General features: G+C 36.8%; 6 protein-coding genes and 1 tRNA gene. 5 read left to right on the top strand and 2 right to left on the bottom strand.

The genetic code is table 11. The features are described from left to right. From QZ620_RS13405 to QZ620_RS13425, 5 genes are all read left to right on the top strand, one after another. A partial coding sequence (locus QZ620_RS13405) for an efflux RND transporter permease subunit (protein ID WP_295182582.1) occupies positions 1 to 1247 on the top strand: 1247 nt, incomplete at its 5' end. Between the two features lie 33 nt (positions 1248 to 1280). After that, a complete protein-coding gene (locus QZ620_RS13410) occupies positions 1281 to 2624 on the top strand; it encodes a TolC family protein (protein WP_295182584.1) in 1344 nt (447 codons plus the stop codon). Positions 2625 to 2627: 3 nt separating this feature from the next. Continuing rightward, positions 2628 to 2810: a CPXCG motif-containing cysteine-rich protein gene (locus QZ620_RS13415; protein WP_295182586.1), complete on the top strand. Its 183-nt coding sequence runs from the start codon at positions 2628 to 2630 to the stop codon at positions 2808 to 2810. A gap of 67 nt (positions 2811 to 2877) precedes the next feature. Continuing rightward, complete coding sequence (locus QZ620_RS13420) at positions 2878 to 3231, top strand: STAS/SEC14 domain-containing protein (protein ID WP_295182588.1); 354 nt, start codon at positions 2878 to 2880, stop codon at positions 3229 to 3231. A gap of 57 nt (positions 3232 to 3288) precedes the next feature. Then, positions 3289 to 3361 (top strand) — tRNA-Met (locus QZ620_RS13425). Positions 3362 to 3589: 228 nt separating this feature from the next. Here QZ620_RS13425 and QZ620_RS13430 read toward each other — a convergent pair. Then, complete coding sequence (locus QZ620_RS13430) at positions 3590 to 4882, bottom strand: pentapeptide repeat-containing protein (RefSeq protein WP_295182590.1); 1293 nt, start codon at positions 4880 to 4882, stop codon at positions 3590 to 3592. Between the two features lie 87 nt (positions 4883 to 4969). Beyond that, positions 4970 to 5306: GIY-YIG nuclease family protein (locus tag QZ620_RS13435; protein WP_295182591.1), on the bottom strand; the 337-nt coding region annotated here is incomplete at its 5' end.

Here is a 5306-nt window from a genome sequence, read left to right on the forward strand (position 1 = left end):
TTTACGGAGTCGAACGTTTAACCTTTGGTAGCGGTGGAAACTTTGGTGGAAAGCCGGTTTCTGTATCTCTTTTGGGGAATAACCTGGAGGAACTTGAGCGTGCCAAGGAAGAACTGAAAGAAGCGATGGAAGAGAATTCCACGCTAAAAGATGTAACAGATACAGATCCTGATGGTATCAAAGAAATCACGATAGATCTTAACGAAAATGCATATGCCTTAGGATTAAATCTAAGAGAGGTGATGAGCCAGGTGCGTGCAGGGTTCTTTGGATTACAGGCACAGAGATTTCAGCGTGGGCAGGATGAAATTAGAGTTTGGGTTCGTTACGATCGGGAGAATAGAGAGTCTATCAATGATCTGGATGATATGCGAATTGTAACTCCGGATGGAAACCGGGTGCCGTTTGGTGAGATCGCTACTTATGAAATTAGACGTGGTACAGAATCTATAAGTCACCTGGAAGGACTTCGCGAAATAAGGGTAGAGGCAGATATGGATGATCCGGATGCCAGTTCTACCGATGCTATTGCGAATATTGGAGAAAACGTACTTCCGGAGATTTTGTCCAAATATCCTAGTGTATCTGTTTCCTATGAGGGGCAGAATCGCGAAGCGGAAAAACTGACTAAATCTGCGGAAAAAGTCTTTCCTATCATTTTGTTTTTGATCTATGCGGTGATCGCCTTTACGTTTAGAAGCTATAGTCAGCCATTATTGCTAATGCTTATGATTCCATTCAGTATCATTGGTGTAGCATGGGGTCATTATATTCATGGTTTTCCTGTGAATATTCTTTCATTATTAGGGATCATTGCACTGGTGGGAATTATGGTAAATGATGGACTTGTTCTTATTGGGAAGTTCAATTCCTATTTGCGGGAAGGCATGCGCTTCGAGAAAGCACTTATTGAAGCCGGAAAATCGCGATTTAGAGCTATTTTCCTTACCTCTTTAACAACCATTGCAGGTATCGCACCATTACTTCTAGAAAAAAGCAGACAGGCGCAATTTTTAAAGCCTATGGCAATATCTATCGCGTACGGAATTTTTGTAGCAACCTTCTTAACTTTACTGGTGTTGCCATTATTACTGTCCATTACCAATTCAGGTAAAGCCAGAGCAAAGTGGTTGAAAACCGGAAATAAAGTGAGTCGTGAATCTGTAGAAAGAGCGATCAAGGAGAAAAATGACGAAGATGAACGACAGAGTGAGATCGACGAGGCGAATAAAAGTCAGAATTACTAGAAGATAATTGAACTTCAGAATAAATAATTTCGAATGACATTAAGAAAATATATCCTAAGCTTTTTGATCGTACTGTTTTGGAGTATGGGGAGCAACGCCCAGGATAGTCTGGATAGCCTGCTCACCAAGCAGGAAGTTATTTCCAGAGCTTTGGATGAGAACTTTGGAATAAGAATCGCTGAGAATAATGTCGAAATTGCCGATAACAATCAGAATATTTTAAATTCTGGCTATTTACCGACACTTACGGGACTCGCCGGAGCAAATTACGACCTGAATGATCGTGTTACAGAACCTGAAAACGGGGAAACGGTAGATCAACGCGGGATCGAAAGCAACCGATATAACGCCTCCATAAATTTAGGCTACACCCTGTTTGATGGCCTGGGACGTTTGTATAATTATAGAAGTCTTCAGGAGCAATATGATCTCTCTCAATTAGAGGCCCGTGAAACTATAGAAAATACTATTCTCCAGATCATGAGTGTGTATTATGAGGTTGCCAGACTTTCAGAAAATATCAATGTTCTTGAGGAAACTCTGGAAATATCTAAGAATCGTGTAACCCGTGCTCAATATCAGTTTGAATATGGGCAGGCGAACAATCTTGTGGTTCTGAATGCGAGGGTAGACGTGAATAACGATAGTATCTCTTTAATAGAAACCGAACAATTGCTGAAGAATACCAAGCGGGATCTAAATGTACTTCTGAATAGAGAAATAACTGCGAACGAATTTTCCGTGGATACTACAGTGACTTTTATAAGTGACCTTGAACTGGATAGCTTTGTTACTGAAGCTGAACTTCATAATGTTTCGCTGCTACAGATCGAGCAAAGTCTGGAAATTAGTGACTACGATATCAAGATTAATAAGAGCGGCTATTTGCCTTCCATAGATCTTACTGGATCTTATGGCTGGAACCTCAACCGAAGTGCTGCAACGGCCTTCTTTCCTGGTAGTACAACAACTACAGATGGACTTGCCGCTGGAGTAAGTTTACGCTGGGATTTGTTTGATGGAGGTTTTAGAAATATTCAAGTTAGAAATTCTAAAATAAGATATCAGAATCAGCAAATTCAGAAAGAACAATTAATCAGTCAGGTTCAACGGGATATCGCGAATTCCCTCGGAAATTATCGAAACAAGCTGTTTATTCTGAAAGTTCAGGAAGAGAACGTTGAAACGAACCTGAACAACTTCAATCGCTCTGAAGAGCAATATAAACTTGGAAGAATTTCCTCGATAGAATTCAGGCAGGCGCAGATCAATTTACTAGATGCCAGGACAAGTCTTAACCTGGCAAAATACGATGCCAAGCTGGCGGAGTTACAGGTTCTGCAACTTACTGGTCAATTACTGAATGTAAATCTTTGATTGATGAACGAACATTTCTTTCAATGTCCTTACTGCTGGGAAGAAGTTTCTGTATTGCTGGATCCTTCTGTTCTGCAACAAACTTATATTGAAGATTGCGAGACCTGTTGTAATCCTATTGAATTTCACATTGAGTTTGAATCTAACGAATTGCAGGTTTTTGAAGCCCGGCCAATCGAACAATAATTCTTTATTTCCAGGTAAACCTAATCTATATTTAAGCTATCTTAGTAGTTCACCCTATACATAAATCATGTTAGCAACATTTGATCTAGCCGGTCATGTGATCGGCATCATCGTGAATACAGATCTTACAGATGAACTCCTGGATCAAGTGATCCTGGAGATTAAAGCACGTTTGGAGCAATACGAACAGGTAAATGTCTATTTAGAACTGGAAAAAGGTCATGAAATTAGCTTTAAGGCTTTATTAAAAGGAATAAATTTTAAATATTCTAATGCAGATTTTTTTAATAAATTTGCAATAGTTACTGATAGTATTTGGTTTCAAAAGGCTGTTAATGTGAGTGATATATTTTTGAACGTAGAGGTTAGGACCTACGATATAAAAGATAGACTGGATGCGATCCAATGGATTTCGATATAAAATTTAAAAAAAGTTTGGTTAGAAACTAAAAAACGTCTTATATTTGCCGTCCAATAGCGCGGGATAGAGCAGTAGGTAGCTCGTCGGGCTCATAACCCGAAGGTCACTGGTTCGAGTCCAGTTCCCGCTACTAGCAAGGACAAGGCTTCACAGAAATGTGAAGCCTTTTTTTATTTCATATAGTACAGAATAAGTACAGAATAGCTCCTTATTCAAATAAAGATTCTTAATTGATATTAATTGATTTCATTTACCTGTGATTCTTATGGATTTTATTTCACTAAGATTTTTGAAATTTGAATTCACATAATGAATATGAAATCTCATCAGGATTCTAATAATAAGTAATACTGCAAACTTAAATATGAGCTAGCCATTCTTGTGGTATGTCTATAACTTTATTTTTCATTCCACCTTTTGTTTTTAAAATATCGTTATAATCTTGGACGATAAAATAACAGTCGTGCTTTGTTAAGGTATCATCTGCCAGATCTTTGTATAATCCGGAGAATGTAACCCCGGCGAAGTTAGCCCGACCTTCTATACTTCGAATAATTTTACTCCATAAGGTAATCTGTCCTCTGGAATCTTCATTTCTAATTCCCTTAAAGGAGGTTTTTGTAACGAATCCTCGAAATATCACTTTCTTAAAATTGGAAGCATCGAATCTATTAGACATCATTTCGCTATTTCTGAAACTAACTTTATTAAAATCGCAGCATAAAAAATGAGTGTCTGACAAAAAGCTTTTACCGAAATTGCTGTTTTCAATATTGCAATTAAAAAATTTTGAAGAGTAAAATTCCGATTTAATAGTTAAATGCTTAAAGCTTGAATCAATAGAGGTAGCACTAAAAGTACTCTTACCAGAAATGGCTATTTGCGACCATTCTAAATTTTCCATATATAAAAATGACATTTGGCACCATTCAAAACTTACATCTATATGCCTAGCAATAATAAGATTACATTTGGTGAAATTACATCGTTTAAAAATCACTCTGTGTATCTTCTTCGGTAATGTTGAATAAGAAAAATCCCAGTTTGACAATTCAGAATGTTGCAATCTCGTACCGAACAAGTTTGTATAGGCTAGGTCTACTTGGAATGGAGCATACGCCTTATTTCCAGAAAGATTTTCTATAATAGCTCTAATTACATTCCACTTAATACTATCCTCATGTTTTTTATAGTGAGCTTCTGATTTACAATAGCTACAAAAAATATTCTTTACAATTTCAGAAAATTTTTCCTCCTGATTTGTGGCTAAAAAATTTAATTCTGCTATTCCCCCTAATATTATTGGTTCATTGTCACTTCCTAAATGTTCAACAGCATTTTTAAATTGTTCATTTAACAATGAATCTCTTGAGAGGCCAATTTCAACAGTTTGGTTTTTTATTTGCTCCTCTTGGTTAACAACATTTCTTTCCATTGCTCTCGATCTAACAAACGAAATATAGAGACCCGCTAAAACCGCTAAACCTCCAGAAGCCGCTAAAAAATCTTTCAATAATTCACCATTTCTGTTCTCGTTAGTAGGGTAAGCCCAATGGGAAATTAAATCATTCAAAATGAGGTAACAAACAAGGAAACCAATAAAAACTATTACTAATATCTTTATTGGCCAATGCTTCAAAAATCTATTCATAAAATAAGGCGTAATTTTCTTAATTGTTTTTTAGCCAATAGAAAAATCCCAGATTGAAGCAAAAAGAATAGATATTAACTAAAATCATTAAACCTCAATAATCCCCTCATTTTCCACGTCATACCGGTATTTCACAATCTCACCTGAAATAAATAACTCTACTACCCTCTCTATAATAGGAAAGGGAACTACAAACCATTCCCGGGGGGAAATCCGTTGATTACCCTGGCTTAAAATATCGATTTGAAGTTGAACATCTTTAAAAAAGCGGTGAATCAGGTTTTCGAATTTCTGAGTATTTAAATTCAGGCATTTAAAAGTGGCTACTATCTCTACATCTGCATTGAGATAAGTAGATTGGTTCGCTGCGTTTACAATTCTTCTTTTTACATCAACCGTAGAAAATCCGATTTTGTGAAGGTTA

This window comes from uncultured Christiangramia sp. (assembly GCF_913046405.1).
Classification (GTDB): Bacteria; Bacteroidota; Bacteroidia; order Flavobacteriales; family Flavobacteriaceae; genus Christiangramia; species Christiangramia marina.